The organism is Oceanimonas doudoroffii, assembly GCF_002242685.1.
Taxonomy (GTDB): Bacteria; Pseudomonadota; Gammaproteobacteria; order Enterobacterales; family Aeromonadaceae; genus Oceanimonas; species Oceanimonas doudoroffii.
On sequence record NZ_NBIM01000001.1, the window covers coordinates 1 to 22,805 of the forward strand.

Annotated in this window: 26 protein-coding genes and 2 tRNA genes; 22 read left to right on the forward strand and 6 right to left on the reverse strand. The window is 60.4% G+C overall.

Features of this window, described 5'->3' with window-relative positions:
- Window positions 1-51 precede the first annotated feature (51 nt).
- From B6S08_RS00005 to nadA, 3 genes are all read left to right on the forward strand, one after another.
- Window positions 52-127, forward strand: a tRNA-Val gene (locus tag B6S08_RS00005).
- A 16-nt stretch (window positions 128-143) separates the two neighbouring features.
- A tRNA-Lys gene (locus B6S08_RS00010) sits at window positions 144-219 on the forward strand.
- A gap of 135 nt (window positions 220-354) precedes the next feature.
- On the forward strand, window positions 355-1,416 hold the full coding sequence (nadA, locus tag B6S08_RS00015; RefSeq protein ID WP_094200492.1) for a quinolinate synthase NadA: 1,062 nt from the start codon (window positions 355-357) through the stop codon (window positions 1,414-1,416).
- A gap of 63 nt (window positions 1,417-1,479) precedes the next feature.
- Here the strand turns inward: nadA and gapA are convergent, their stop codons facing one another.
- Window positions 1,480-2,475 (reverse strand): glyceraldehyde-3-phosphate dehydrogenase, encoded by a 996-nt coding sequence (gene gapA, locus B6S08_RS00020; protein ID WP_094198738.1) that lies wholly within the window; start codon window positions 2,473-2,475, stop codon window positions 1,480-1,482.
- 193 nt (window positions 2,476-2,668) lie between these two features.
- Entirely contained in the window at window positions 2,669-3,475 is an 807-nt protein-coding gene (locus tag B6S08_RS00025) for a DUF2989 domain-containing protein (protein WP_094198739.1), read from the reverse strand.
- A 153-nt stretch (window positions 3,476-3,628) separates the two neighbouring features.
- On the opposite strand from B6S08_RS00025, the gene B6S08_RS00030 reads away from it, so the two are divergent.
- The 13 genes from B6S08_RS00030 to B6S08_RS00090 all read left to right on the forward strand — a co-directional run bounded on the left by B6S08_RS00030 (window position 3,629) and on the right by B6S08_RS00090 (window position 14,730).
- On the forward strand, window positions 3,629-5,065 hold the full coding sequence (locus B6S08_RS00030; RefSeq protein ID WP_094198740.1) for a glyceraldehyde-3-phosphate dehydrogenase: 1,437 nt from the start codon (window positions 3,629-3,631) through the stop codon (window positions 5,063-5,065).
- Between the two features lie 100 nt (window positions 5,066-5,165).
- Window positions 5,166-5,444 carry a YeaC family protein gene (locus B6S08_RS00035; protein ID WP_094198741.1) on the forward strand — a complete coding sequence of 93 codons (279 nt, stop codon included), beginning with the start codon at window positions 5,166-5,168 and terminating at the stop codon, window positions 5,442-5,444.
- A gap of 258 nt (window positions 5,445-5,702) precedes the next feature.
- Entirely contained in the window at window positions 5,703-6,656 is a 954-nt protein-coding gene (locus tag B6S08_RS00040) for a YbgA family protein (protein WP_094198742.1), read from the forward strand.
- A complete protein-coding gene (locus tag B6S08_RS00045) occupies window positions 6,646-7,485 on the forward strand; it encodes a MerR family transcriptional regulator (protein WP_094198743.1) in 840 nt (279 codons plus the stop codon). Before B6S08_RS00040 ends, B6S08_RS00045 begins: the two co-directional genes overlap by 11 nt.
- Window positions 7,463-8,872, forward strand: a complete 1,410-nt coding sequence (gene phrB / locus B6S08_RS00050) for a deoxyribodipyrimidine photo-lyase (protein ID WP_094198744.1) — start codon at window positions 7,463-7,465, stop codon at window positions 8,870-8,872. The genes B6S08_RS00045 and phrB overlap by 23 nt, the downstream gene beginning before the upstream one ends.
- Entirely contained in the window at window positions 8,869-9,291 is a 423-nt protein-coding gene (locus tag B6S08_RS00055; protein WP_094198745.1) for a nuclear transport factor 2 family protein, read from the forward strand. Before phrB ends, B6S08_RS00055 begins: the two co-directional genes overlap by 4 nt.
- A complete protein-coding gene (locus B6S08_RS00060) occupies window positions 9,288-10,016 on the forward strand; it encodes an SDR family NAD(P)-dependent oxidoreductase (protein ID WP_094198746.1) in 729 nt (242 codons plus the stop codon). Before B6S08_RS00055 ends, B6S08_RS00060 begins: the two co-directional genes overlap by 4 nt.
- On the forward strand, window positions 10,013-11,260 hold the full coding sequence (locus tag B6S08_RS00065) for an NAD(P)/FAD-dependent oxidoreductase (RefSeq protein WP_094198747.1): 1,248 nt from the start codon (window positions 10,013-10,015) through the stop codon (window positions 11,258-11,260). Before B6S08_RS00060 ends, B6S08_RS00065 begins: the two co-directional genes overlap by 4 nt.
- Window positions 11,257-11,976, forward strand: a complete 720-nt coding sequence (locus B6S08_RS00070) for a DUF1365 domain-containing protein (RefSeq protein ID WP_094198748.1) — start codon at window positions 11,257-11,259, stop codon at window positions 11,974-11,976. The genes B6S08_RS00065 and B6S08_RS00070 overlap by 4 nt, the downstream gene beginning before the upstream one ends.
- A gap of 10 nt (window positions 11,977-11,986) precedes the next feature.
- Window positions 11,987-13,219: an SAM-dependent methyltransferase gene (locus B6S08_RS00075; protein WP_094198749.1), complete on the forward strand. Its 1,233-nt coding sequence runs from the start codon at window positions 11,987-11,989 to the stop codon at window positions 13,217-13,219.
- An 11-nt stretch (window positions 13,220-13,230) separates the two neighbouring features.
- Window positions 13,231-13,713, forward strand: a complete 483-nt coding sequence (locus B6S08_RS00080) for a DUF2878 domain-containing protein (RefSeq protein WP_094198750.1) — start codon at window positions 13,231-13,233, stop codon at window positions 13,711-13,713.
- Between the two features lie 2 nt (window positions 13,714-13,715).
- Entirely contained in the window at window positions 13,716-14,198 is a 483-nt protein-coding gene (locus tag B6S08_RS00085) for a chalcone isomerase family protein (RefSeq protein WP_094198751.1), read from the forward strand.
- A 1-nt stretch (window position 14,199) separates the two neighbouring features.
- Entirely contained in the window at window positions 14,200-14,730 is a 531-nt protein-coding gene (locus B6S08_RS00090) for a DUF3833 domain-containing protein (RefSeq protein WP_094198752.1), read from the forward strand.
- A 193-nt stretch (window positions 14,731-14,923) separates the two neighbouring features.
- Here the strand turns inward: B6S08_RS00090 and yfbR are convergent, their stop codons facing one another.
- Entirely contained in the window at window positions 14,924-15,517 is a 594-nt protein-coding gene (gene yfbR, locus B6S08_RS00095) for a 5'-deoxynucleotidase (RefSeq protein WP_094198753.1), read from the reverse strand.
- Window positions 15,518-15,586: 69 nt separating this feature from the next.
- Here yfbR and B6S08_RS00100 point away from each other — a divergent pair, with 69 nt between their 5' ends.
- Complete coding sequence (locus tag B6S08_RS00100; protein ID WP_094198754.1) at window positions 15,587-15,877, forward strand: DUF1244 domain-containing protein; 291 nt, start codon at window positions 15,587-15,589, stop codon at window positions 15,875-15,877.
- A gap of 91 nt (window positions 15,878-15,968) precedes the next feature.
- On the opposite strand, the gene purU is transcribed toward B6S08_RS00100, so the two are convergent.
- From purU to B6S08_RS00115, 3 genes are all read right to left on the reverse strand, one after another.
- Window positions 15,969-16,805, reverse strand: coding sequence for a formyltetrahydrofolate deformylase (gene purU, locus B6S08_RS00105; protein ID WP_094198755.1), 837 nt, complete (start codon window positions 16,803-16,805; stop codon window positions 15,969-15,971).
- A 28-nt stretch (window positions 16,806-16,833) separates the two neighbouring features.
- On the reverse strand, window positions 16,834-17,295 hold the full coding sequence (locus tag B6S08_RS00110; protein ID WP_094198756.1) for a YchJ family protein: 462 nt from the start codon (window positions 17,293-17,295) through the stop codon (window positions 16,834-16,836).
- A gap of 108 nt (window positions 17,296-17,403) precedes the next feature.
- Window positions 17,404-18,357, reverse strand: a complete 954-nt coding sequence (locus B6S08_RS00115; protein ID WP_094198757.1) for an OmpA family protein — start codon at window positions 18,355-18,357, stop codon at window positions 17,404-17,406.
- Between the two features lie 386 nt (window positions 18,358-18,743).
- Between B6S08_RS00115 and B6S08_RS00120 the strand changes: the two genes are divergently transcribed.
- From B6S08_RS00120 to dapB, 5 genes are all read left to right on the forward strand, one after another.
- Window positions 18,744-18,998, forward strand: a complete 255-nt coding sequence (locus B6S08_RS00120) for a helix-turn-helix domain-containing protein (protein ID WP_094198758.1) — start codon at window positions 18,744-18,746, stop codon at window positions 18,996-18,998.
- Between the two features lie 134 nt (window positions 18,999-19,132).
- Complete coding sequence (locus B6S08_RS00125) at window positions 19,133-19,915, forward strand: M48 family metallopeptidase (RefSeq protein ID WP_094198759.1); 783 nt, start codon at window positions 19,133-19,135, stop codon at window positions 19,913-19,915.
- A complete protein-coding gene (locus B6S08_RS00130) occupies window positions 19,915-20,841 on the forward strand; it encodes an ROK family protein (protein ID WP_094198760.1) in 927 nt (308 codons plus the stop codon). The genes B6S08_RS00125 and B6S08_RS00130 overlap by 1 nt, the downstream gene beginning before the upstream one ends.
- A 42-nt stretch (window positions 20,842-20,883) precedes the next feature.
- The gene (gene bamJ / locus B6S08_RS00135) at window positions 20,884-21,495 is read left to right on the forward strand and encodes a BamJ family beta-barrel-assembly machinery protein (RefSeq protein ID WP_094198761.1); all 612 of its coding nucleotides are present in this window, start codon (window positions 20,884-20,886) and stop codon (window positions 21,493-21,495) included.
- Window positions 21,496-21,641: 146 nt separating this feature from the next.
- Window positions 21,642-22,454 (forward strand): 4-hydroxy-tetrahydrodipicolinate reductase, encoded by an 813-nt coding sequence (gene dapB, locus B6S08_RS00140; RefSeq protein ID WP_094198762.1) that lies wholly within the window; start codon window positions 21,642-21,644, stop codon window positions 22,452-22,454.
- Window positions 22,455-22,805: the final 351 nt, after the last annotated feature.

Here is a 22,805-nt window from a genome sequence, read left to right on the forward strand (position 1 = left end):
CTTTTAATCAATTGGTCGCAGGTTCGAATCCTGCACGACCCACCAGTTTCCGGACGCTTAGCTCAGCCGGGAGAGCACCTCCCTTACAAGGAGGGGGTCACTGGTTCGATCCCAGTAGCGTCCACCATTCTTGCCGTTTATACGGGTCGTTAGCTCAGTTGGTAGAGCAGTTGACTTTTAATCAATTGGTCGCAGGTTCGAATCCTGCACGACCCACCATTCCCTGCCGATTATTTCTTCCCTTCGTTATATTCTGTTTCGCTTTTTCATATTGTTAACATAGATTTGGGTTGCCTTCCCTTCGGCGGTATAATGACCGCAGATTGTTATTGAATGGAGCACTGGCAAACCGCCATGACTGAAGCTGTTGATATTGTCGAGTTTGACTATCCCTTTCCTCCCAAGCCGGCCCCGCTCAGCGCGGAGCAGCAGAGTGCGCTGAAGGATGAAATCAAAACCCTGCTCAAGGCCCGCAACGCGGTACTGGTAGCCCATTATTACACCGATCCGGAAATTCAGGCCCTGGCCGAAGACACCGGCGGTTGCGTGGCCGACTCGCTGGAAATGGCGCGCTTTGGCAAGGAGCACGATGCCCAAACCCTGATCGTGGCGGGGGTGCGCTTTATGGGGGAGACCTCCAAGATCCTGAGCCCGGAGAAAACCGTGCTGATGCCCACCCTGGAAGCGGAATGTTCCCTGGACCTGGGCTGCCCGGCCGATGAGTTCACCGCCTTCTGTGACGCGCACCCGGATCATACCGTGGTGGTGTATGCCAACACCTCGGCGGCGGTCAAGGCCCGGGCCGACTGGGTGGTCACCTCCAGCATCGCCCTGGAAATTGTCGAGCATCTCGACAGTGAAGGCCACAAGATCATCTGGGCACCAGACCGACACCTGGGTGCCTATATCGAGAAACAGACCGGCTGTGAAATGCTGCGCTGGCAGGGCGCCTGTATCGTGCATGACGAGTTTCGCGCCAAGGCCCTGAAGGAGCTGAAGGCCCAGAACCCGGATGCCGCCGTGCTGGTGCACCCGGAGTCTCCCCAGTCGGTGGTGGAGCTGGCCGATGCGGTAGGCTCGACCAGCCAGCTGATCCAGGCCGCAAAGGATCTGCCCCACAAGCGCCTGATCGTGGCCACCGACAAGGGCATCTTCTACAAGATGCAGCAGGCCTGTCCCGACAAGGAAATGGTGGAAGCGCCCACCGGCGGTAACGGCGCCACCTGCCGCAGCTGTGCCCACTGCCCCTGGATGGCGATGAACGGTCTGGTGGCCATTCGTGATGCCCTGAAGGAAGGCGGCGCAACCCACGAGATTCAGGTGGACGAAGACACTCGAATCAAGGCCATGATCCCCCTGGAGCGCATGCTCAATTTCGCCAAAGAGCTGAAAATGAAGGTCAAGGGCAACGCCTGATCATGACGCAATAAAAAGGCCGGCGCAGTGCGCCGGCCTTTTTTATCTCGAGGGGCGGGAGAATTATCTGGAGATATGAGCGATCAGCTCCAGCACCTTGTGGGAGTAGCCGATCTCGTTGTCATACCAGGACACCAGCTTGACGAAGTTGTCGTTCAGTGCAATGCCGGCACTGGCGTCAAACACGCTGGTGCAGGTCTCGCCCAGAAAGTCGGTGGATACCACGTCGTCTTCGGTGTAACCGATGATGCCCTTGAGCTCACCCTCGGACGCGGCCTTGATCACCGCGCAGATTTCCTCGTAGGAAGCCGCTTTTTCCAGGCGTACGGTCAGGTCTACCACGGATACATCCGGGGTCGGTACGCGAAACGCCATGCCGGTCAACCTGCCGTTGAGTGCGGGAATCACTTTGCCCACGGCCTTGGCGGCACCGGTGGAGGACGGAATGATGTTCTGACCGGCACCCCGGCCGCCACGCCAGTCCTTGGCGGAAGGACCGTCCACGGTTTTTTGGGTCGCGGTGGTGGCATGCACCGTGGTCATCAGGCCTTCAACAATGCCAAAATTGTCGTTGATGACCTTGGCCAGGGGCGCCAGGCAGTTGGTGGTGCAGGACGCGTTGGAGACGATGTCCTGGCCGGCATATTCCAGATGGTTGACGCCCATTACGAACATGGGGGTGTCGTCCTTGGACGGACCCGTCATGACCACCTTTTTGGCGCCGGCCTGAATATGCTTGCGGGCGGTATCGTCGGTGAGGAACAGGCCGGTGCCTTCTGCCACCACGTCCACACCCGCCTCGTCCCATTTCAGGTTGGCCGGATCCCGTTCGGCGGTAACACGAATGGCCTTGCCATTCACGATAAGTTGACCGCCCTCGACCTGCACATCGCCACGAAAGCGGCCGTGAGTGGAGTCGTACTTCAGCATGTAGGCCATGTAGTCCACATCAAGCAGATCGTTGATGGCGACCACCTCAATGTCGTTACGCTCGCAGGCGAGGCGAAACACGAAACGACCGATGCGACCGAAGCCGTTGATACCTACCTTGATAGTCATACGTTCACCTGAAAAAAGTTGTGGGAAAGATAAGGCTAAAATCTCATTGGTTGTAAAATTACAAAAAAATCGCCTATCGTCAATCAGGAAATCCCGTTTACTCTTGCTTTAGATCATTATTTTTGAAATTTTATTTCACAAATGATACCTGGCTTTCAAAGCAGGACCGCCACAGGTGAAGTCTAACCAGGCATCAGTAGGCGGCTCCCCCGTGCTGATAGCGGCCCTGTTGCAGTTGCCGAACAATGGCATCGGCCTGCTGGCGCAGCCTGGCCTGCTGGTCTTCATCGAAACGGACATGGGACGCCATTTGCCCCCAGTCCACCTGCTGGCTGTCCTTCAGTTCTTTCATGATAGTGGTCCATATCCAGGCTTCCTGGTAGCGCTGCTGACTGACATAAAGCTCAACCAGTGTGCCCATCAAATCCGCAGGTGGTTGTTCCCCGGCGGGCAGCAGAACCAGCGCCCGGTGCAGGGCTTGCTCGGTGGCTTCTGGATCCCGGTGGCGCACCAGTCGGGCCAGGGCCAGCTGCAGATCGGCCTGCTGCATGGCCGGGCGCTCGGCCTGAGCGATAAAGGCGTTACGTGCGGCCCGGTCGCCGTGGCGTTGCCAGCGCCACAGTTGCAGGTAGGGGTAGTCCGAGTCGGCGGTCTGCGCTTCCAGTCGCTCCAGTTCCTCGGTGATGTCGACAAGGGTTTCCACCTTGTCGTTCTTCCGCTCATGGCGCTTGGTGTATTCGATATCCAGCAGCGGATCCAGGCACTGGCGGTAGTCTTCCAGGCTGCTCATCAGCCGGTAGCGACCGGCATCGCCGGCGGCACCGGCCCGCTCGTAGCGGGCCTGCACCAGGGCATCTCGTTCTGCGTTGCACCAGCTGTCGCCGTGTAAATCGGCGCAGAACTGGGGAAAGCGAGTGCACAGGCCGCTGGTGCGATCCCGGTCACAGCCTGTCAATAAAAGTGCGCCCGCCAGCAGCAATAACGGGGGATTGATACTCATATGAAGCTTTATGTGGTCGGCCTTGGTCTGGTAATCATACCCCCTATCCACTAAAATGGGCGCGCCTGAAAGTCCAAAAACGGCAACTTAAATGCCTGCCTGTTTTTGCTGTGAATACCAATAACGGTTACGTGAATTAAAAGGATCCGGTCGATGACCCATGAGAGTTACCTGTCCGCCTGGCAACAGAGCCAGGAACTGGCAGAGTCCATGCAGCCCCTGATTGGCAAACTGTATCGCAACCAGGGTGTGGAAACCTGCGTTTATGCCCGCCCCCTGCTGAATGCCTCTACCATCGATATTCTCAAGGCTCACCGTGTGGTGCGTCGTCACGAAGGCCAGCCGTTGCCGGTCAGCCAGAGCTACCCGGTGCTCAAGGCGCTGAGCGAGATGGAACTGGCTCCGGCCAGCATCGACCTGGGCAAGCTGGCGGTTCGCTACTGGAAGGAGCACCAGGACGAGTCCGGCCTGGCCGAGTTCCTCAAGGCCGAACTGGCCCCGGCCCTGAACAGCAATGCCGACGCCAAGCCCACCGATGTGGTGCTGTATGGCTTTGGCCGTATCGGCCGCCTGCTGGCCCGTCTGCTGATCGAGCGTGCCGGCAGCAATAACGGCATGCGCCTGCGTGGCATCGTGGTGCGTGGCAGTGGTGACGATCTGGAAAAGCGCGCCAGCCTGCTGCGTCGTGACTCCGTACACGGTCCTTTTAACGGCTCCATTGAAGTGGACGCCGAAAACAACGCCATTATCGCCAACGGCACCTACATTCAGGTGATCTACGCCAACAGTCCGGAAGAGATCGACTACACCCAGTACGGCATTCACGATGCCCTGGTGGTCGACAACACCGGTAAATGGCGCGACGAAGCCGGCCTGGGCCTGCACCTCAAGGCCAAGGGGGCCGCCAAGGTGCTGCTGACCGCACCGGGCAAGGGCGACATCAAGAACATCGTATTTGGCGTGAACGATCACATGATCGATGCCGAAGACCGCATCATGTCTGCCGCGTCCTGCACCACCAACGCCATCACCCCGGTGCTGAAGGCAGTCAGTGACACCTATGGCGTGAAGAACGGTCATGTGGAAACCGTGCACTCCTACACCAACGATCAGAACCTGATCGACAACTACCACAAGGGCGATCGCCGTGGCCGCAGTGCCGCGCTGAACATGGTACTGACCAGCACCGGCGCCGCTTCTGCCGTGGCCAAGGCACTGCCCGAGCTGAAGGGCAAGCTGACCGGCAACGCCATTCGCGTTCCCACGCCGAACGTGTCCATGGCCGTGCTTAACCTGAACCTGGAAAAGGCCACCACCGCCGAAGAGCTGAACGACTACCTGCTGCAGGTGTCCCTGGACTCCCCGCTGCACAACCAGATCGACTTCAGCACCAGCAGCGAGCTGGTGTCTACCGACATGGTCGGCTCCCGCTTTGCCGGTATCGTTGACTCCCTGGCCACTATCGTCGACGGTGATCGCGCCGTACTGTACGTGTGGTACGACAACGAATTCGGTTACAGCTGCCAGGTGGTACGCGTAATGCAGAAAATGGCCGGCATCGAGCTGATGGATCTGCCCGCACGAGGCTGATCGCATTTTTGCAAACCGGCAGTCAAAAAGGGGAGGCGCAAGCCGCCCCTTTTTTCGTTGGTGATGGTAAATTGGCATCATCTTTACAGGAGGAATTGTCATGTCATCGTTTCAGCAAGCCATTGCCGCCATGCCCAAAGAAGTATATGAGCGGCTGAAAACCGCCGTGGAGCTGGGCAAGTGGCCCGATGGCTCTGTCCTGACCCCGGAGCAGAAGGAAAACAGCATGCAGGCGGTGCTGGCCTGGCAGGCCATGCACAACGACAACCCCGAGCACATGACCATTGGCAAGGGTGGCGAGCTGATCATGAAGTCCAAGTCCGAGCTGCGCCGCCAGTTTCGTGATGAAGAAGAGATCATGCGCAGCAAGCTGAACTGAACCTTGTATGCCCGGGCCCGTCCCGGGCAACCTTTCCCAATCCCCAATCCCCAATCCCCAATCCCCAATCCCCAATCCCCAATCCCCAATCCCCAATCCCCAATCCCCAATCCCCAATCCCCAATCCCCAATCCCCAGTCCCGATATTCAAACGTCTTGCCTTTACGTGTCACCGGCTGAAATTTTTCTTGTACAACCTTGATCAAATTGTACAACCAGCGCTAGAGTGAACTCAGTGGTTGTACAAAAGGGCTAAAAATGTACAAGTTTGATCCCCGCGTGATTAAAGTCGGTATCAGTGGCTGCCTGATGGGGCAGAAGGTCCGTTTCGACGGCGGTCACAAGCGTTCCAACTTCTGCACCGACGAGCTGGCCAAGTTTGTGGAGTTCGTGCCGGTGTGTCCGGAAATGGCCATCGGCCTGGGCACTCCCCGGCCCAGCATTCGCCTGATTGGCGGGGAAGGGGGAGTCATTGCCCAGACCGCCAAGGGGCAGGACGTGACCGAGGCACTGCGGGACTACGGTCGCCATATGGCGGCCCAGTTCGAGGGCCTGAGCGGTTATGTGCTGTGTGCCAAATCGCCCAGCTGCGGCATGGAGCGGGTGCGGGTCTACCACGAGAGCGGCAAGGGCAATGAGAAGGAAGGGGTCGGTCTCTATGCCGCCGAAATCATGCAGGCGCTGCCCCTGCTGCCCTGCGAGGAAGACGGCCGGCTCAACGATCCGATCTTGCGGGAAAACTTTGTCACCCGACTATATACCCTGCACGACTGGCAGTGCCTGCTGCACAGGGGGATGACCCCGTCCCGGCTGATCGCCTTTCACAGCCGCTACAAGTACCTGCTGATGGCCCACCACAGAGACGGTTACCAGGAGCTGGGCCGGCTGGTGGCGGACTTGTCGAGCGACCCGGAACAACGGGCGCAGGAATATATTTCCCGGTTGATGCAAACCCTGACCCGGCGGGCCAGCCGCAAGGGGCACACCAATGTGTTGCAGCACCTGCAGGGCTATTTCAAACGTCAGCTGAATGCTCGGCAGCGCCAGGAGCTGGCCGGCACCATTCACCAGTACCGGGAAGGCATTCTGCCGCTGCTGGCACCCATTACCCTGCTGCGTCACTACCTGGAGGAGTACCCCAACGATTACCTGCGTCAGCAGGTGTACCTCAATCCGCATCCGGAGGCATTGCGACTGCGTTATGGCATCTGAGCCCCAGTACCCGATTCGGGAAGTGTCCCGTTTAACCGGTATCAACCCGGTTACCCTGCGGGCCTGGCAGCGCCGCTACGGCCTGCTCAAGCCGGCGCGTACCGACAAGGGCCACCGGCTCTATTCCGACGATGATATTGCCCTGATCCGGCAAATTCTGCACTGGGTCGAGCAGGGGGTCAGCATCGGCCAGGTCAAGGGCCTGCTGAGCGATCCGCAGCCGGTGAAAGCCGGCTCCAACTGGGAGCAGGCGCTGCACCGGTTACTGACCGCAGCCTGTGAGCTGAACCTGGGCCGGCTGGAAGTGGAGCTGAACGAGCTGGCCAGCCTGTATCCGGCCGAGCTGCTGCTGCGTCATGTCATTGAACCCTGGCTGGCGGAGCTGGGCCGGCTGAATCGTCCCGATGACCAGCTGATTGAGCAAAGTGCGACCGCCCTGCTGGCCCGAGTATTCAGTCAGTTGCTGACCATCAAGTCCGGTCCGCGCATTGCCGTGGCCCGAGTGGGGGAAAGCCATGCCCTGAGCGGACTGCTGACCTGTTTTGAGTTGCAGGGGCTGGAATGCCGCAGCCTGGAACTGGGCCGCCTCGAGCCATTGCAACTGCCGCTGGCGGCCCAGCGGCTGAAATGCGACGCGCTGGTGGTGCAACTGGGCGGCGGCCTCACGCAAAGTTGGTTTGCGGAGCGGGCCCAATGCTGGCCCGAGCACAGCTTTTTTATCGGAGAGCTGGGGCGAATGTACGCCGATCAGGGCTGCCTCAGCCGGCCTCATGGCATCACCGTCAGTGAAATCGCGAGGAAGTACGATGCGACATTTGGTGTGGTTTAGAAACGACCTGCGCCTGGCCGACAATCCGGCCCTGCATGCGGCCATGGACGAGGGTGAGCAGGTGCAGGCGCTCTATATCGACTGTCCGGGGCAGTGGCGGCAGCACGGCAACAGCCCCCTGCAGCGAGACTTTCTGCGCCGAAACCTGCAGGCCCTGAGTGAAGGCCTGGCCAGGCTGGGCGTCCCCCTTGAGCTGCTGGTGTGTGAACACTTTGACGACGTGCCCGAGCGGCTTTCCGGCTGGATAAAAGAGCACGACATCGACGCCCTCTATGCCAACCGGGATATCGGCATTAACGAGCGCCGCCGCGACAAGGCGGTGCAGCAGGCCCTGAACATTCCCTGCCGGGTCTTTAACGGCGACTGCGTGATGAACCATGGCAGCATCACTACCCAGAGCGGTGACATGTACAAGGTGTTTACGCCCTTTTCCAAGGCCTGGCTGAGCGCGCTCAAGGCCCAGGGCTACCGGTTGTTGCCGGTGCCTGAGGCGCGGAACGACGCCTGTGATCCGGCCGATATTGCCCTTGCCGGGGACCTGCAAGACAGCGGCGCCTGGGACGCCGGCGAGCAGGCGGCAGGGCAGGCGCTGGCGCGGTTTTGCGCCGAGTATTTGCTCGATTACGGCGAGCAGCGTGATTTTCCGGCGGTGGAAGGCACCAGCCGGTTGTCACCTTATCTGGCCCTGGGGGTACTGTCCCCCAATCAGTGCCTGGCGGCCATCGAGAACGAGCTCGGCAGCTTGCCCCTGGGGCGGGGAGAGCGCGGCTTTGCCTGGCTGAACGAGATCATCTGGCGGGAGTTCTACCGCCACCTGCTGGTGGCCTTTCCCCATTTGTCGATGAACCGGGCCTTTAAGGAAGAAACCGAGGCTCTGCAGTGGAGCCATGACGAAGATGGTTTTGCCGCCTGGTGTGATGGTCGAACCGGTTATCCCCTGGTGGATGCCGCCATGCGCTGCCTAAAGGACACCGGCTGGATGCACAACCGGCTGCGCATGATAGTAGCCAGCTTTCTCACCAAGGATTTGCATATCGACTGGCGTCGGGGAGAAGCCTGGTTTATGGCCCGGCTTATCGACGGCGAGCTGGCCGCCAACAATGGCGGCTGGCAGTGGGCGGCGGGCACAGGTGCCGACGCGGCGCCTTATTTCCGCGTGTTTAACCCGGTGACCCAGAGCGAGCGCTTTGACCCGGACGGCGAGTTTATTCGCCGCTGGGTGCCGGAGCTGAAAAACGTGCCGGCCAAACACATTCACGCCCCCCACGACTGGCTGCGCAAGCAAGGGCGCGAGAGCGATTACGTGCCGCCCCTGGTGGATCACGCCCGCGCCCGTCAGCATGCCATTGCCATGTTTGACGCCCTAAAGGACGAGGAGGAGGCATGAGTCCCGCCCTGAGCGCCTTTTGTCGCCTGTACCGGCGCCTTTCCCCCGCTGAGCTGCAGGGTTTGCGTCATGTGTATTCAAAGGATGTGTTGTTTGCCGACCCGGCCCACGACATTCGTGGCATCGAGTCGCTGGTGGCCTATTTCGAAGGGCTGTTTACCCGGGTGCAGCAGTGCCGGTTCGACATTATTCAGGTGATGGAGCAGGACGGTGAAGCCTATGTGCGCTGGGAAATGCACTTTGTTCACCCCCGGCTCAATGGCGGCCGGCCGGTGACCGTGCCCGGGGTCAGCCATTTGTGTTTTGCCGACAGCATTTATTACCACAGAGACTTCTTTGATCTTGGCGCCATGCTTTATGAGCAGCTGCCGCTGCTGGGCAAGGGCATACGGGCATTGAAACGGAGGCTGAATTCATGAAACGGGTATTGATCACCGGTGCCAACTCCGGCATCGGCCTGCAACTGGCGCAGGATTATTTATCCGAGGGCTGGCTGGTGGTGGCCTGCGGCCGCAACCACGACAAGCTGGCCGAGGCCCTGTCCGGTGAGCGGGTGGAGTACGGCGTGTTTGACATCAACGACCGGGACGCCGTGCGCGATGCGTTGAGTGCCGTGGCGCCGGTGGATCTGGCCATTCTTAACGCCGGCACCTGCGAATATGTGGACGATGCCCATGCCTTTGACGCCGCCCTGTTTGAGCGGGTGGTACAGGCCAACCTGATCGGCACCGGCAACTGTGTGGCGGCGGTATTGCCGCGCATCAAGACCGGCGGCCGACTGGCGCTGGTGAGCTCGTCGGTGACCTTTGTGCCCCTGACTCGGGCCGAGGCCTATGGCGCCTCCAAGGCTGGCGTCGACTACCTGGCCCGTACCCTGGCGGTGGATCTGAATGCCGCCAACGTCGCCGTCAGCCTGATTCGGCCGGGGTTTGTGGACACCCCCCTGACCCAAAAAAACGACTTTCCCATGCCCGGCCGGGTCAGTGTGCAGCAGGCCAGCCAGGCCATACGCCGGGGGCTTTCGCGCGGTAAACGTGAAATCACCTTTCCCTTCGGGTTTATCTCTACCCTGCGGGTCCTGTCCTCGCTGCCCCAGGGATTGTGGCTGAGTCTGGCCCGGCGTATGAAAAAGGAGCAGGCATGAGCAGCATTGCGGTCATCGGCAGTGGCATCGCCGGTCTTACCTCGGCCTGGCTGCTGAGCCGGCGGCACAGGGTGACCCTGTTCGAGGCCAACGATTATCTGGGCGGGCACACCGCCACCGTGGACGTGACCCTGAACGGCCGCCGTCACGCGGTTGACACCGGTTTTATCGTGTTCAACGATCGCACCTACCCGCGGTTTCAGCGGCTGCTGGCCCGGGCCGGGGTGGAGGCCCGGCCCACCGAAATGAGCTTCAGCGTGCAGCAGGGAACCACCGGGCTGGAATATAACGGCCATACCCTCAATACCCTGTTTGCCCAGCGCAGTAATCTGGTGAACGGGCGTTTTTACGGTTTTCTGCTGGAAATCGTGCGTTTTAACCTGCTGTGCAAGCGGGCGCTGAAGGACAACACCCTGACCGAGCAGGACACTCTGGGCGGGTTCCTGGCGCGGCAAGGCTTTTCCGACTTTTTTGCCGGCCATTATGTGCTGCCCATGGTGGCGGCCATCTGGTCATCGTCCCTGGCCGACAGCCGGGATTTTCCGTTGGCCTTCTTTTTGCGCTTTTTCAACCATCACGGCCTGCTCAATCTGGTGGACCGGCCCCAGTGGTACGTGGTGCAGGGCGGCTCGCGCAGCTATATACCGGCGTTGGTGCAGGGCGTGCAGGAGGTGCGGCTGAACAGCCCGGTACAGTCGGTGCGGCGGCTGGAGAAGGGGGCAGCGATCACCACGGCGGCGGGAACCGAGACCTTTGACGAGGTGATTATGGCCTGCCACTCGGATCAGGCACTGGCCATGCTGGACGATGCCACCGCGGCCGAGCGTGAGGTGCTGGGCGGGCTGGCCTACCGCGACAACGAGGTGGTGCTGCATACCGACACCCGATTGCTGCCCGCCGAGCGCCGGGCCTGGGCCAGCTGGAACTATTACCTTGAGGGGGGCGAGCAGGCGCTGCCGGCGGTGACCTATAACATGAATATACTGCAGGGAATTGAGTCAGATGACACCCTGTGCGTGACCCTGAACCGCACCGATGCCATCGATCCGGCCCGCATTCTGCGCCGTTTTCGCTATGCCCATCCGGTGTACAACCACGCCGCCATCGCGTCTCAGGCCCGACGGGGTGAGATTTGCGGCCGGAACCACACCCATTTCTGCGGCGCCTACTGGTACAACGGTTTTCACGAAGACGGGGTACGCAGCAGCCTGGACGTGTGCGAACGCTTTGGAGCCGGCCTATGAGCCTGAACAGCGCCATTTATACCGGCGTGGTGCGCCATCGTCGTTACCAGCCCAGGGCCCATGCCTTCAGTTATGGCCTGTACATGCTGGCGCTGGATCTGGACGAGCTGCCCCGGCTTGACGCCACCAGTCGTTGCTTTGCCCTTGAAGGCTTTGCGCCGCTGAGCTTTCGCCGCCGCGACTACCTGGGGGACGCGCACACGCCGCTCAAGCAGGCAGTGCTGGAAGAAGTGGCCCGTCTCGGCGGAGACTCCCTCGGCCTGGAGCGGGTGGTGATGCTGGGTCAGGTGCGCTGTTTCGGTATCTATTTCAGCCCGGTAAACCTGTTTTTCTGTTACCGGGGCAAGGAAGCCCGCTACCTGCTGGCGGAGGTGCGCAACACCCCCTGGCGGGAGCGCCACTGCTATCTGGTGGATCTGGCCCGGCCCGCACCCACCGACAAGGCCTTTCACGTGTCGCCCTTTATGGGCATGGCCATGCAGTATCACTGGCGCATTGCCCCGCCGGCGGCCCGCGCCCTGGTGCACATCGAAAACCGCACCCCCGAGCTGCTGTTTGACGCCACCCTGGCCCTGCGCCGGCGACCGTTCAGCGGTCATGCCCTGCGGGCGGCGCTGTGCCAGTGGCCAATGATGACGCTCACCGTGGTGCGTGGCATCTACTGGCAGGCGCTGAAACTGTTTTTTAAACGCATTCCCTATCATTCACATCCTTAAGGACGCCACGATGGAGACGACACTGACCCCCGCCGCCCCCCGCCGCCTGGATCGCTGGGCCCGCCGTCTGGCTTTTTCATTGCTGTCGGGCCTGAAGGACGCCGGGCTAACCATAGAAGATGGCGACGACACCTTCTTTTTCGGTGATGCCAGGGCGGATCTGCAGGCCCGGGTACGGGTGCTGGATCCCCGCAGCTACCGCCGGCTGCTGGCGGGAGGCAGCATCGGGGCCGCCGAAAGCTGGGTGGAAACCGGCTGGCACAGTCCGGATCTGACCGCCCTGACCCGGCTGTTTGCCCGCAACCTGGCGGTGCTGGATCGCATGGAGCGGCGCCTGGGCTGGCTTACCTGGCCCTTGCACCGGCTGGTGCACCGACGCAACCGCAATTCTACCCGCGGCAGCCGGGCCAACATTGCCGCCCACTACGATCTGGGCAACGACATGTACGCCCTGTTTCTCGACCCGTTGATGCAGTATTCCTCGGCGGTGTTTCCGGAAGCCGGGGTCAGCCTGGAGCAGGCCCAGCAGCACAAACTTCGGCTTATCTGTTCACGGCTGGAACTGGGGCCCGATGATCACCTGCTGGAAATCGGCACCGGCTGGGGTGGATTGGCCTGCTACGCCGCCCGTCATTATGGCTGCCGGGTGACCACCACCACGCTGTCCCGGGAGCAGTTTGAGCATGCTCAGGCGCGGGTGAAACGGGAAGGGCTGGAAGAGCGGGTGACCCTGTTGCTGAAGGACTACCGAGAGCTGACCGGTCAGTATGACAAGCTGGTGTCGGTGGAGATGATAGAGGCGGTGGGCCACGAGTATCTGCCAGCCTATTTCCGAGCCCTCAACCGCCTGCTTAAACCCCACGGCCGGCTGCTGATCCAGGCCATTACCATGGTGGATCAGCGCTACGATCAATACCGCAAGGGGGTGGACTTTATTCAGCGCTACATTTTTCCCGGCGGTTGCCTGCCCTCGGTCAGCGAAATGACCCGGCACCTGCGCGAGCAGACCGACATGACCCTGGTGCGGCTGCACGATTATGGCTGGCACTATGCCGAGACCCTGCGCATCTGGGCCGAGCGCTTTCAGCAGGCCGGCCCCGATCTGGCCCGTCTGGGTTACGGCGCCGACTTTCAGCGGCTGTGGGCCTATTACTTTGCCTACTGCGAGGGCGGCTTTCGGGAAGGCACCATTGGCCTGGCGCATTTCGAGGCTACCCGGCCGGCGGCCCGGGCACGAAGCTGACGGAGCGAGCCATGTCGAAATGGCAATGGACCCAGCTGCTCGCCTTTGAAGGTTTCTGGCTGCTGGCGGTGGCCGGGCAGAATGCCTGGGCCTGGCTCACCGCCGGGCTGCTGCTGGTACATTTCGCCTTTACCCCCAGCCGTCGGGCCGATGTGCGGGTGTTGTGGCTAGCGGCCCTGGGGATGGCGGTGGACGGCCTGCTCACCCTGACCGGAGTGTTTGCCTTCAGCCACTGGCCGCTGTGGCTGGGACTGCTGTGGGTGGGTTTTGTGTTGACCTTGGGGCACAGCCTGGTGTGGCTGCGGCGCTTTTCCTGGCCCTGGCTGGCGCTGACCGGAGCCGGGGCGGGAGTGTCTTCATACCTGGCGGGCTGGAAGCTGGAGGCGGTGGTGCTGCCCCTGGGGCCCTGGACGACGGCCTTTATTCTGGCGTTGATCTGGTCGGCGCTGCTGCCCCTGCTGGTGATATTTGATCAACGATTGCGGAGGACGTGATCATGAAGAAGTTCTGTTGCCTGTTGTTGTTACTGGTGTCCCAGGCCTGGGCCAGCCCGGTGTCCGATCTCACCCTGGTGGGGCAGGGCAAGATGAGCTGGCTGTTCTGGGATCTGTACCATGCCCGTTTCTACAGTGAAGACGGCCGTTATCAGGCCAACCGCTTTCCGCAGGCCCTGTCGCTGCGCTATCAGCGCAATATCGACAAGGAAGACCTGCTTACCGCTACGGTAAAGGAGTGGCAGCGACTGGGGGTGAGCTGGAAGCCGGAATGGCCCGAGCAGCTGGAGCGATTGTGGCCTTCGGTGCGGACCAATGACGAATTGGTGCTTCGCGTGGATGAAAACGGTACCAGCCGGTTTTACTTCAACTGGCGGCTGCTGGGCAGCATCGAAGACCCGGCCTTTGCTCCCGCCTTTCTGGCGATCTGGCTTTCCACCGACAGCCGGGATCCGGCCCTGACCCGACAGCTGAAAGGAGGCTGACATGAAAGTATTACTGGCGGCGATGATGGCATTGTTGCTGAGTTCCTGCAGCAGCCAGATTGCCGACTATGAAAATACCACGCCGGCGCTGGAGTTGGACCGGTTCTTTACCGGCGAGTTGGTGGCCTATGGCATGGTGCAGGACAGATCCGGCCGTGTGCTGAGGCGCTTCAAGGTGGACATGGTGGCCAGCTGGGAAGGCAACCAGGGCGTGCTGGAAGAAGACTTTGTGTACGATGACGGTGAGCAGCAGCGCCGGGTCTGGTATCTGGAAAAACACCCCGACGGACGCTATACCGGCACCGCCGATGACGTGGTCACGCCGGCCGAAGGCCGGACTCGGGGCTATGCCCTGAACTGGCGTTATACCCTGGCGGTGCCGGTGAATGGCAAGGTCTGGAACATCGACTTTAACGACTGGATGTACCTGCTCGATGAGAACCGCCTGATCAACCGGGCCGAGATGACCAAGTGGGGCTTCAGGGTCGGGGAAGTCACCCTGTGGATGGAGCGTAAAACCGATGAGAGCTGAAGCCGTATGCGGGGAGTGGGCAAAGAAGCGGCAGCAGGTTTACCAACGCCGACACGCTTCGAGCCCTTCCCTGGGACGCTCGGCACATGCCCTCCCTGGCATGTGACGGTCGGCTAAGGTAATCCCTGCTGCCGCTTCATTCAGATACTGAGCTGAATGCCGCAGTGCGCTTTGAGCAACGGTTTGGCACGCTTTAAAACCCCGGGGTGGAGATCTCATCCAGCGACAGGGAAAAGCTGGGCACGAACACCTCCAGAAAATACCGAATTTCGTCGCTCATGCGTTCGTCCAGCATGGTGGTGAGGCGCTCTCGGGCCTTGGCGAATTCCCGGTTGCCTGCCGACAGCTCTTCCTGGCACTTGAGGTAGGCACAGAGAATGTCGGCGGACTTCACCAGGTGGCTGTATTCGTCATCCTGATGGCCGCACAGCAGCGTCTCAAAGGCCGGTTGCAGCTTGGTGGGCAGCATGGCCAGCAGGCTTTGCTCGGCGTTTTGTTCGATGGCCTTGTAGGCGGTGGCCATCTCTCGATTGAAATATTTCACCGGCGTGGGCAGATCGCCGGTGAGCACTTCGCTGGCGTCATGATAGAGCGCGCGCATGGCGGCGGTGCCCGGGTCCAGCTTGCCGTTAAACAGGGTGTTTTTAATCACCGCCAGGGCGTGGGCCACCATGGCCACCTGCAGGCTGTGCTCGGCGACGTTTTCCGACGCCGTGTTGCGCATCAGCGGCCAGCGCTGGATCAGCTTCATGCGTGCCATCTGGGCAAAAAAGTGACTGCGGTTCATGATGTTGCCTCATGAGGTTTGCGGGGCTTGCCGTTATAATGGCATCACCGTCACCAATGGAGAAGATTCATGGACAAGCAAACTCAGACCGAACTGGAAGCCGCCGCCTTTCGCACCCTGCTGGCGCACCTGGACAAGCGCAAGGACGTGCAGAACATCGATTTGATGAACCTGGCCGGTTTTTGCCGCAACTGCCTGAGCAAGTGGTATCTGGCCGCTGCCGAAGAACGCGGTGTGGCAATGGACTACGATCAGGCCCGGGAGCGGGTCTACGGCATGCCTTACGGCGAATGGAAAGAGAAATACCAGCAGGAAGCCACCCCGGAACAAAAGGCGGCCTTTGAGAAAAGCCAGAAATAACGGCTAACGCCGGCAGGAGTAGTGGACAGGGAAGTTATTAAGGCCCCGCAAAAGCGGGGCCTTACACGCCTCACATGTTACGTCTTACATCTCACTTAAACACTACCGTGCGGTTGCCATACACAAACACCTTTTCTTCCAGCACCAGGTTGAGTGCCCGGCTCAGCACCGACTTTTCCACATCCCGGCCGGCCTTGGCCATGTCCTGAGCGGAGAAGGCATGGTTCACGTGGGTCACATCCTGCTCGATAATGGGACCTTCATCCAGGTCGTCGGTCACGAAGTGGGCGGTGGCACCAATCATTTTCACGCCGCGTTCATAGGCCTGGCGATAGGGACTGGCACCGATAAAGGCGGGCAGAAAGGAGTGGTGAATATTGATAATGCGCTTTTCGTAGCGGGCCACAAAGGTCGGGCTGAGAATGCGCATGTATTTGGCCAGCACTACATAGTCGGGCTCATAGCGATCGATCACCTCGGCCAGCAGCTGCTCGTGTTCGGGGCGGTTCAGGCCCTCGTGAGACACGGTGTGGTAGGGAAGGTCGAATTTTTCGGTCAGCCCCTGCAGGGTCTCGTAGTTGCCTATCACGGCGGCAATGTCGATGTTCATGGCGCCACTGAAGTGCTTCATCAGAATGTCGCCCAGGCAGTGGGCTTCCTTGGTCACCAGGATCACCACTCGCTTGCTGCCCGCCGGTACCAGGCGGTTATGCCCGCCTTCCGGCAGGGCGTCGTTCAGATCCGTCAGCAGGCCGTTATCATCAAACTGGCCTTCCAGTTCGGTGCGCATAAAGAAGTGGCCGTTGTCATGATCAACAAATTCGTCGTTGCGCACGATGTTGAGCTGATGCCGGCAGCAAATGTTGGTGATGTTGGCGATCAGCCCCTTGGCATCGGGGCAGTGGGTCAGCAGTATTTTTCGTTCCATTTGTTTCTTCTTGTCGGTATCAAGGATGTCAGCGACGGCCGCAGCAGTGCTTGTATTTTTTGCCGTTGCCACAAGGGCAGGGCTGGTTGGGGCCGATTTTGGGCGGATTGTGTATTCCCGAGTGATAGACCCAACGGCCTTCAAGGCGCACAAAACGGGAGCGTTCGTGCAGCAGCACGACTCTGCCATTTTCGCGGTAACGCACTTTGAACTCCACTTCCCCCTCGTCGTCTGCGGCGGAGCCCCTGGCAAAGACGATGGCGAGATCCAGCCACTCGGTATGAAGGCCGGACTCGCCGAGGGTGGCGGCGTCCAGTTCCCCCAGGGTGTCCGGGTGCCAGGTTTTCACCAAATACTCGCCCAGTCCAAGCCGGTAGGCACTGTAACGGGAGCGCATCAGCGCCAGTGGGGTAGGGGCGTCGAGGCCGCCTTCCAGAAAGGGTTGGCAGCAGCCGGCATAGGGCTGCTTGCTGTCACAATGGCATTGCATGGGATTACATCAAAAAAAGCAAAAAGGCAGTATGCCAGATGCGAACGTGAAAGTGAGAAAAACAAAACGGCCCCGCAGGGCCGTTTGTGACGGGTTTGGCAAAGGGCCTTACTCGATGATTTCCACCTGAATGCTGGCCTGGGCCTTGGCATCCACGCGGCGATCGCGCTGGCGCTCTTCCTCGCTCACGCCCTGGGCCAGCTCTTCACCGTACCAGGCGGTCTGAATGTTCTCGGCGGCCACACCACGCTGCACCAGGTACTCCTTGGCGGCCATGGCGCGACGCTCGGACAGCTTGCGGTTGTATTCGGCGCTGCCCAGGCGGTCGGCGTAACCGGCCAGTTCAACCTGGTAGTCGGGGTTTTGCTCGGAGAAGCGGGCTACTTCGTCCAGGGTGGCACGGGCCTCGGGGGCCAGAGACGAGCTGTCAAAGGCAAAGTAGATGGAGCCGTCAGCGGTCACGGTACGGGTTTCATAGGTGACTTCCGGCTCGGGCTGGGGAGCGACCGGGGCCGGTACGGGGGCCGGAGCCACACGGCGATTGGGGTGCAGCACCAGCTCCAACATGACGTTGTTGACGTCGGTCTCAAAGCCGTTTCGGCCTTCGTCACCCATGTCTTCTACACGGCGGTAGCGCAGCTGCACGTCTACCAGATCGCTGGCGCGGTAGGCCACGCCCAGGCCGGCGAGGGGAGACACGCCTTCGTCGCCGTTGGCCACGTCGGTATCCCAGCCCAGGGCACCCACTTCGCCAAACAGGGAGAAGGACTCACCCAGCGGCAGGCGGCCGATGGCGGACAGGTTCAAAGCGCGGGTGTCGGCATCGCCACCAAAGTTGGTGAAGCCCAGCTCGGTACCGAAGTACTGGTTGAAGTTGTAGCCGCCAAACAGGCTCACGGCTTCGGAGTCGTTGTCCAGGCCGGAGTTGTTGCGATCGATGTCTTCATAATCGGCATAACCGGCGCCGGCACCCAGGTACCAGTCGTTGGCCTGTGCGCCGACGGAGACACCGGCGGCAGCCAGTGCGATTGCGATAAGAGAAGGAGCCACTGTCTTTTTCATGTTTTTATTCCTCACTTCAGATGAGTGTTTAAGCGTGCTCTGGGGCAGCGTGCCCAGATTACTGGGTGCTGTCAAATCATGAAATGTGTCTCGAATCTTGCCTTGAATCGCCATTTCACTGATATTCGCACGAAGCCAGACTAACGTGTTTTGTGGCGGCTAACAAGACAACGATGAGACCGACGAGACCAAAGTATTCGCATGGGAAATGTCCTGTGGCAGGTTCGAAATGCGTCAAAATGGTTTCCAAATGGGGCGCGTTTGTCCGTTTGGAAACATTTTTTCAACAATAAAGGGGCGTGGCCACAACGAGTCTGTTGAGGGGTGTTAAACTAAAAAGTGTACAAATGCCATTGTCGTAATCTGCAAATAGGAGTAGCAAGATTATGAATCCTGATACCAGCCTGGTCGGCAAGAAGATCCGGCAAATACGTGAGGCTATGGGGCTCAGCCGGCCCAAGTTTGCCGAGTTGCTTCAGGTGCCCCCCACCACCCTCAAAAACTATGAGCTGGGTTATCGGGAGGTCGGCGGTGCCTTTCTGGTGGCCCTGTCCCAGCACCCGGATCTGCACAAATATACCCTCTGGCTGCTGGCCGACACCACTGTCCCCGAAGCGGGCCAGGTCAGCCCTGAGTCGTGAGGCCCCGCGGTCCAGGGCGAGGCGTTGACATCGCCCTGCGTCCGTTTTTGTGTCGTTTCCTTCCCGCATGCGTTTGTGCTCACCCTTTTGTATGCTAATAAGGTCGTCCATTTCATAAGTGCGAGGCCATTCCCGTGCGTGCCATTCTACTTGCCCTGATCGTGGGTTCGCTGGTTGCCTGTACCCAGTCGCCTACCGGGCGCAGCCAGGTGCTGCTGTTTTCCGAAAACGACATGCAGCGCCTGGGAGAGCAATCCTTTGCCCAGATAAAGGAGCAGGAAAACATCAGCAACGACCGTGAGCTCAATCGTTATGTGCAGTGCATCACCGACAGCCTGGTGGCGGAACTGTCCGGTACCAGCCAGTGGGAGGTGGTGCTGTTCAATTCGGATCAGGCCAATGCCTTTGCCCTGCCCGGGGGCAAGGTGGGGGTCTACACCGGCCTGCTCAAGATCGCCGATACACAGGATCAGTTGGCCGCCGTGATTGGGCACGAGATAGCCCATGTGCTGGCCCGCCACAGCAACGAACGGGTGTCCCGCACCCAGCTCACCAATATCGGCCTGAGTGCCGCCGACGCGGCCCTGGGTCAGTCCGGCGTTCGTCAGCCGGCCATGGCGGCACTGGGCCTGGGGGTACAGGTGGGCTATTTGCTGCCCTATGGCCGCGAGCAGGAGGCCGAAGCCGATCGGCTGGGCCTGCAACTGATGGCCCAGGCCGGTTTTGACCCCCAGCAGGCGGTGACCCTGTGGCGTGACATGGCGGCGGCTGAAGCCGGCAACCAGCCGCCGGAACTGCTGTCAACCCACCCTTCTCACGGCACCCGTATTCAGGGGTTGTCGGCCCTGGTGCCGGATGCCAATAACCTCTATATGCAGGCGCGGGCCCAGGGCAGGCGCCCGGCCTGCGGCCGCTGATGGTGTACGGCCTGGATATCGGCGGCACCAAGACCGCCTTTGGCGTCTTTGACGAGCAGTTTCGGCCGGTGGAAACCACGCAGCATCCCACGCCCGACAGTTACGACGCCTTTGTCGGGCTGGTTTGTGCCCTGGTGCTGAAGGCCGATCAACGGGTTGGCACGCGCGGCCGAGTGGGGCTGGGCTTTCCCGGGGTGCTTAATGCCGAGGGACGCCTGCTGGCGCCCAATGTGCCGGCCATTCACGAGCGGGATCTGCTGACGGATCTGCAGGCGCGGCTCGAGCGGCCCCTGACGGGGGACAACGACGCCAACTGCTTTTTGCTGTCGGAATACCATGGCGGCGCCGTGGCCGGCAGCCGGCTGGCGCTGGGACTGACCCTGGGCACCGGCGTGGGGGGAGCCCTGATCCAGGATGGCCGCCTGGTCAACAGCCGGCGCGGCGGCAGTGGTGAATTCGGCCATGGCCCTATCGGCGCGGCCCTGCTGGCCCGCCACTCGAATTTGCCGCTGTTTGACTGTGGCTGTGGCCTCAGCGGCTGCCTCGAGACCTATGTGTCCGGCACCGGCCTGGCCCGGCTGTATCGTCACTGCGGCGGCCGCGAGCAAACTGGCCAGGCTATTATTACCGCCTGGCGGCGGGGGGAAGCCGAAGCGGTGCAGGCCATGACACTGTATCTGGAGGTGCTGGCGGCGGGACTGGGGGCATTAATGACCCAGCTTGACCCCGATGCCGTGGTGCTGGGCGGCGGGCTGGGAGAAGCGGCCTGGCTTTATGACGAGCTGGCCACGCGCCTGCCAGCCCATATGATGCGGGGCATTGCCCCCGCGCCCTTGCGGCCACCGGTGTTTGGTGGCGCCGGGGGGGTACGGGGAGCGGCATTATTGACCAGCCGGCCGGATTCGCCATTCAGCTCACCGGCGTAATTTGTTAGCATGCATTTTTTACACCCAAACAAAGGGAATCTCATGTCGTCATACGAGACAGTAGAACAGAAAGCCAGCTATGGCATTGGCCGTCAGATTGGTGACCAACTGGCCCAACAGCCGTTTGAAGGTATGGACATTGCTGCGGTACAGCAGGGTCTGGCCGACTCCCTTAACGGTGAAGAGTTCGCCGTGTCCCGGGAAGACATCAATGCCGCCTTTGGCGTGATCACCGAGCGCATGAAGGCTGAACAGGCTTCTCAGTCTGCCAAGGCCAAGGAAGAAGAAGCCGCCTTTCTGAGCGCCAACGGCGAGCGCGCCGAAGTGCAGCAGACCGAATCCGGCCTGCAGTACGAAGTGCTGACCGTGGGCGAAGGTGCCAAGCCGGCCGCTACCGACACCGTGCGCGTACACTACCACGGCACCTTTGTGGACGGCTCCGTGTTCGACAGCTCCGTGCTGCGTGGCGAGCCGGCCCAGTTCCCGGTGAACGGCGTGATCAAGGGCTGGGTTGAAGCCCTGCAACTGATGCCGGTTGGCTCCAAGTGGAAGCTGTACGTACCCCATCACCTGGCCTATGGTGAGCAGGGCGCCGGCTCCATTCCGCCGTGCTCTACCCTGGTCTTTGAAGTCGAACTGCTCGAGATCGCCTGATCCTCGTTCGGTCAGACCCTTGAAAAAAACCGGCAGCCGCCGGTTTTTTTACGGCCGCTTTGGAGACCGCGCAATTTGCAAGCGAAGCGCATTCTGGCAAACTGCGCAACATTCGCATGAACATCCATGAATAAAGGAAAGACGACATGAGCAATCCGGTTCGCATCGCCATTGCCGGCTGTAATGGCCGCATGGGCAAGGTACTGGTTGAATCCGTTACCAACACCGACGGGGTGGTGCTGACTGCCGCCATCGAGCATGCCGGCTCCAGCGTGCTGGGCGCCGATGCCGGCGAGCTGGCCAATGTCGGCCGGTTGAATGTGCCGGTGACCGCCAGTCTGGCCGAGGTAATCGATCAGGTCGACGTGATCATTGACTTCACCCGTCCGGAAGCCACCCTGGCCAATATTGCCCTGGCGCGGCAGCACGGCAAGCGCCTGGTGATCGGTACCACCGGCTTCAGCGAGGAGCAAAAGGCCGACATTCAGGCCGCCACCGCCGACACCGCCATGGTGATGGCGTCCAACTACAGTGTGGGCGTTAACCTGGTGTTCAAGCTGCTGGAGCAGGCGGCAAAAGTGATGGGGGATTACACCGATATCGAGATTGTGGAAGCCCATCACCGCCACAAGGTGGATGCGCCCTCGGGCACCGCGCTCAGCATGGGTGAGGTGATCGCCAACACCCTGGGACGGGATCTGAAGACGTGCGCCGTTTATGGTCGTGAAGGTATCACCGGTGAGCGGGATTCAAACACCATCGGCTTTGCTACCATTCGCGCCGGCGATGTGGTGGGAGAGCACACCGCGCTGTTTGCCGATATCGGCGAGCGGGTAGAGATCACCCACAAGGCATCCAACCGGCTGACGTTTGCCAATGGTGCCGTGCGTGCCGCGGCCTGGATTGCCGGCCAGCCGGCGGGGCTGTTTGATATGCAGGATGTACTGGGGCTGAAATAACCACAGAATAATTTATATGAAGCCCGGCTGGCCGCAACATGGCCGGTCGGGTTTGTTATTTTTGGTTTTTATATTATTTATCTTTATGATTATAAAGGTTTTTTAGATCCTTTTTGGGTTTTTGAGATATCTTTTTATGAAGGTACTTCCAAGCTCGCATTTCCTACTTTGTCCTGCCGAGCTCCATGTTGACCGCTGATTTTTATGTTGTTTTTATGAATGCCTATGCTTGGTGTGCCGTAGTTTTCGTCAGCCACCGTCTGCTATCGTAAAAAAGTTTGTCGAAAACGACGCTTCCAGATAAAATACACAGAATTTGCCCAGTATTAGCCGAGATGCAGTAAATTTTTT

Excerpts from the sequence above, each read along its gene's own strand:
- B6S08_RS00115 (WP_094198757.1), bottom strand. The coding sequence starts at position 18,357 with ATGAAAAAGACAGTGGCTCCTTCTCTTATCGCAATCGCACTGGCTGCC.
- B6S08_RS00090 (WP_094198752.1), top strand. The coding sequence starts at position 14,200 with ATGAAAGTATTACTGGCGGCGATGATGGCATTGTTGCTGAGTTCCTGC.
- dapB (WP_094198762.1), top strand. The coding sequence starts at position 21,642 with ATGAGCAATCCGGTTCGCATCGCCATTGCCGGCTGTAATGGCCGCATG.
- B6S08_RS00035 (WP_094198741.1), top strand. The coding sequence starts at position 5,166 with ATGTCATCGTTTCAGCAAGCCATTGCCGCCATGCCCAAAGAAGTATAT.
- B6S08_RS00055 (WP_094198745.1), top strand. The coding sequence starts at position 8,869 with ATGAGTCCCGCCCTGAGCGCCTTTTGTCGCCTGTACCGGCGCCTTTCC.
- phrB (WP_094198744.1), top strand. The coding sequence starts at position 7,463 with ATGCGACATTTGGTGTGGTTTAGAAACGACCTGCGCCTGGCCGACAAT.
- B6S08_RS00080 (WP_094198750.1), top strand. The coding sequence starts at position 13,231 with ATGTCGAAATGGCAATGGACCCAGCTGCTCGCCTTTGAAGGTTTCTGG.
- yfbR (WP_094198753.1), bottom strand. The coding sequence starts at position 15,517 with ATGAACCGCAGTCACTTTTTTGCCCAGATGGCACGCATGAAGCTGATC.
- gapA (WP_094198738.1), bottom strand. The coding sequence starts at position 2,475 with ATGACTATCAAGGTAGGTATCAACGGCTTCGGTCGCATCGGTCGTTTC.
- B6S08_RS00130 (WP_094198760.1), top strand. The coding sequence starts at position 19,915 with ATGGTGTACGGCCTGGATATCGGCGGCACCAAGACCGCCTTTGGCGTC.
- B6S08_RS00040 (WP_094198742.1), top strand. The coding sequence starts at position 5,703 with ATGTACAAGTTTGATCCCCGCGTGATTAAAGTCGGTATCAGTGGCTGC.
- B6S08_RS00120 (WP_094198758.1), top strand. The coding sequence starts at position 18,744 with ATGAATCCTGATACCAGCCTGGTCGGCAAGAAGATCCGGCAAATACGT.
- nadA (WP_094200492.1), top strand. The coding sequence starts at position 355 with ATGACTGAAGCTGTTGATATTGTCGAGTTTGACTATCCCTTTCCTCCC.
- B6S08_RS00025 (WP_094198739.1), bottom strand. The coding sequence starts at position 3,475 with ATGAGTATCAATCCCCCGTTATTGCTGCTGGCGGGCGCACTTTTATTG.
- B6S08_RS00060 (WP_094198746.1), top strand. The coding sequence starts at position 9,288 with ATGAAACGGGTATTGATCACCGGTGCCAACTCCGGCATCGGCCTGCAA.
- B6S08_RS00075 (WP_094198749.1), top strand. The coding sequence starts at position 11,987 with ATGGAGACGACACTGACCCCCGCCGCCCCCCGCCGCCTGGATCGCTGG.
- B6S08_RS00030 (WP_094198740.1), top strand. The coding sequence starts at position 3,629 with ATGACCCATGAGAGTTACCTGTCCGCCTGGCAACAGAGCCAGGAACTG.
- B6S08_RS00070 (WP_094198748.1), top strand. The coding sequence starts at position 11,257 with ATGAGCCTGAACAGCGCCATTTATACCGGCGTGGTGCGCCATCGTCGT.
- B6S08_RS00100 (WP_094198754.1), top strand. The coding sequence starts at position 15,587 with ATGGACAAGCAAACTCAGACCGAACTGGAAGCCGCCGCCTTTCGCACC.
- B6S08_RS00045 (WP_094198743.1), top strand. The coding sequence starts at position 6,646 with ATGGCATCTGAGCCCCAGTACCCGATTCGGGAAGTGTCCCGTTTAACC.
- B6S08_RS00085 (WP_094198751.1), top strand. The coding sequence starts at position 13,716 with ATGAAGAAGTTCTGTTGCCTGTTGTTGTTACTGGTGTCCCAGGCCTGG.
- B6S08_RS00065 (WP_094198747.1), top strand. The coding sequence starts at position 10,013 with ATGAGCAGCATTGCGGTCATCGGCAGTGGCATCGCCGGTCTTACCTCG.
- B6S08_RS00110 (WP_094198756.1), bottom strand. The coding sequence starts at position 17,295 with ATGCAATGCCATTGTGACAGCAAGCAGCCCTATGCCGGCTGCTGCCAA.
- bamJ (WP_094198761.1), top strand. The coding sequence starts at position 20,884 with ATGTCGTCATACGAGACAGTAGAACAGAAAGCCAGCTATGGCATTGGC.
- purU (WP_094198755.1), bottom strand. The coding sequence starts at position 16,805 with ATGGAACGAAAAATACTGCTGACCCACTGCCCCGATGCCAAGGGGCTG.